The organism is Streptomyces sp. NPDC127190 (assembly GCF_042672505.1).
Lineage (GTDB): Bacteria > Actinomycetota > Actinomycetes > Streptomycetales > Streptomycetaceae > Streptomyces.
On sequence record NZ_JBHXVE010000003.1, the window covers coordinates 501,777 to 505,223 of the forward strand.

Consider the following 3,447-nt stretch of genomic DNA (forward strand, 5'->3'; position numbering starts at 1 on the left):
TCGTCGGCGTCGACAATGACCGCCCCCGCCATGGCCAGCCGCACCCTCACCCGTACGGTCACCACGCCCACCGCGGACGGGTCCAGCCCCCGGGCCGGGGCGACGCACCCCCCCCCCCCGGGGCCCACCCCCGCGCCCCCCCCCCGCACCATAGACAGTCCACCGCCACGCCCTGCCCGCACGTCGAAAGGCTCCTCCCGCGACCGCAGACACGCCAAGTAGCGCAGCCCGCCAGCGGCTGGCCGCAGCAGGCGATCATGCCGCCGCGTAGCTTGCCCGGAACAGATCCTGCGCCCGCTCCACGTCCCTGAGCGTACGGAGCTGCACCTCCAGGTCGCCCGTCCCGTGGTGCCCGAGACCGGACATGTCCCGGGTGAAGCCCGGAACCAGGTCGACGTCCTTCGGGTCGACCTTCAGGTAGACCAGCAGCTTGCTGCGCTGCGGCGGGCACAGGCAGGCGAAGTTCCGCAGCCGCTGATAGGCCCGGTAGGTCTTGCGCTCCACGCGGTTCACGCCGTCCCCGAGCCCGAGCAGGGCCTCATCGACCGCGCCAGCCAGCTCCACCATCGACGCGCCCTGCACGTCGGCCGCTGCCTGGGCAACAGCCCGGTGCCGTACCCGGCGGCCCGCCTGCATGCCGCCGCTCACGGAGGCCACGGTCTCAAGCCCGAGCAGGTCGCTGCCGAAGAGTCGGTAGCGGACCAGGTCGATCGAACGCCGGTGCTCGCGGACGGCGTGGACGTCGTAGCGGGTGAAGTCGCCGGCGATACAGATCAGCCGGGGGCTGCTCCACAGGACCTGGGACGCGGCCGTCACCCCGAGCCGGTCGCGGACCAGGTGCTCGAACTCGGCACGGTGGTCCATCAGCCACGCCAGGTAGAACAGGCCCTGGTTGATCACGCCGGCATCCGTGCCGCGCTTGTACTCGACGATGACCGGTGATCCGTTCTCATCCAGCCCGAGCGAGTCGATCCGGCCCCCGTGCACCGGCCCGGTGCCGTACTCGCTCGCCAGGAACCGGACGCCCAGCAGCGCCTCCATGTGCGTCTCGACCAGACCCTGCACATCGGCCTCGATCTCAGCAAGACGCGGCATGACCTCGGTCATGCCGCTGTTCGTCGTGTCCGTGCGGAACAGCTTCAGGCCCGACACCTTCCCCTCCTCGGCTCGGAGATCACCAACGCCGACGGGGTGCGGGATTGTTTCCGTGAGAGGCTTCGGGGGCGTGAAGATGGTGTGAGACCCACTGACGGCCTGATCGGGGAGCGCTCGCATCCCCCGGTCGCCGGGAAACCGAGATTCCCCCATGCGTCCCCCGCGACCTGGGGGACAGCAGCGGGAAGCTTCGTTTACGCAGGTCAGCCCCCGTAGCTCAGCGGATAGAGCAGGCGCCTTCTAAGCGCCTGTCCTGCCGAACGGAACGTCGCGTAGAAATGCGGAACGCGATTCGCGAAGGACTGGCAAAATGGAGCGCGCCAGCACCGCTCTCCTCGGCGACGCAAAGGGCCGCGCTGAACAGGAACGCACCCTTCTCGACATGACGCTGGCCGATAAGGAACGATCAGGCGCGCCAATACTCCGCTCGACTCACGTCTGCTCACACGGAGAACATTCCACGCAGGCGGAGTGCCACTTCCCCGCCCGCGGCTCACCTACGCGCACGCTGAGAGCACTCGTAGCCCGCCCAGGAGCGCGGGGCGCCGTACGTGGCAGCTCCGCTCGCGCTATGACCACCGCGCGGTGCCGCCTCAGGTGCGGCGTCCCTGCGGCTCACCTACGCGCCAGCGGAGCGGTCGTCGCATGCACCAACCCCACCGGCCAGCACCGCGGTCCACCTCCGCGTGAGCGGGGCGAGCGTGCGCCGCGCCTCGGCCTTGACAGGGCGTCGGCGGTTCACCTTCGCCTGCGCGGGGCGGACAGCAGGAGGGGGATGTCCACGTCGCATCAGTCCGGTTCACCTCCGCCTGCGCGGAGCGGACGTCACCGAGCCTCGCGAGCTGACTGACGCCCGCGGTTCACCTCCGCCTGCGCGGAGCGGACTGGCATGGGCAGACGCAGGGCGCCTGGCAAAACGGTTCACCTCCGCCTGCGCGGAGCGGACCGCCGAGCGATGGGGCAGCAGGACCGGGGCACCGGTTCACCTCCGCCTGCGCGGAGCGGACTATGGCGCGGTCCAGCCGACCATGACCGACGCCGGTTCACCTCCGCCTGCACGGAGCGGACACGGCGTAGAACTTCATCCGGCCGATCTTCTCCGGTTCACCTCCGCCTGCGCGGAGCGGACGCCGGCAGCGGTCTCGGGGTACTGCTCGTGGCCGGTTCACCTCCGCCTGCGCGGAGCGGACTTCGGTCCCAGGGCCGCGCTGGTGTATGCGGTCGGTTCACCTCCGCCTGCGCGGAGCGGACGTCATCAGGAATGATCCCGCCGCATCCCTGGACGGTTCACCTCCGCCTGCGCGGAGCAGACTCCGCGCACCGGGCGCTGCTGGAGTCCGAGATCGGTTCACCTCCGCCTGCGCGGAGCGGACGGGGAGATCGGCGCCCACAGCGCCGTACGGCCCGGTTCACCTCCGCCTGCGCGGAGCGGACTCAACGGCGCACCGTTCATCGCGTACCCGACGCGGTTCACCTCCGCCTGCGCGGAGCGGACAGACCCCGGGTGGCGCCGACGATGCCGTAGTCCGGTTCACCTCCGCCTGCGCGGAGCGGACCGTACCCGCCGCCGGAGACCCGGCCGCAGAACCGGTTCACCTCCGCCTGCGCGGAGCGGACCGGAACCCCTTCACACAAGGAGTCATTGTGAACGGTTCACCTCCGCCTGCGCGGAGCGGACGGCACCGCGTCACCGACCTTCACCGGCGTCAGCGGTTCACCTCCGCCTGCGCGGAGCGGACTCACAGTCGACCTTGACCGGGCCGTACGGCGGCGGTTCACCTCCGCCTGCGCGGAGCGGACGTCCATGGTCCAGGTGTTGCGGCTTCGGCGTGCGGTTCACCTCCGCCTGCGCGGAGCGGACAACCGGGGCGCGTTCGCCTCAGCGAGCATGGCCGGTTCACCTCCGCCTGCGCGGAGCGGACCTAGGCGGCCCGGCCGTAGGCGAAGTTGGACTCGGTTCACCTCCGCCTGCGCGGAGCGGACAGCGAGCCGATCACCTACCCGACGCCCGGCGTCGGTTCACCTCCGCCTGCGCGGAGCGGACTGAATGGACGCGGAGCCAACGGAAAGCACCTCCGGTTCACCTCCGCCTGCGCGGAGCGGACAACTGCTGAGGGGTGATCAGGTCCACTTGGAGCGGTTCACCTCCGCCTGCGCGGAGCGGACTGGGAGATCCTGCTGGAGTGGACGATGGGCACCGGTTCACCTCCGCCTGCGCGGAGCGGACGCTGCTGATCCTGGGGGGCCATGGGGGGCGTCCGGTTCACCTCCGCCTGCGCGGAGCGGACCCAA

1 protein-coding gene and 1 CRISPR repeat array are annotated in these 3,447 nt (G+C 70.8%); the gene reads right to left on the bottom strand.

All coding sequences use genetic code 11. From position 1 onward, the window contains the following. Window positions 1-255: 255 nt before the first annotated feature. Complete coding sequence (locus ACFVIU_RS08070) at window positions 256-1,152, bottom strand: DUF5655 domain-containing protein (RefSeq protein ID WP_385841338.1); 897 nt, start codon at window positions 1,150-1,152, stop codon at window positions 256-258. Window positions 1,153-1,766: 614 nt separating this feature from the next. Then, a CRISPR array of direct repeats spans window positions 1,767-3,443; the repeat unit is 29 nt; unit sequence CGGTTCACCTCCGCCTGCGCGGAGCGGAC. Window positions 3,444-3,447 lie beyond the last annotated feature (4 nt).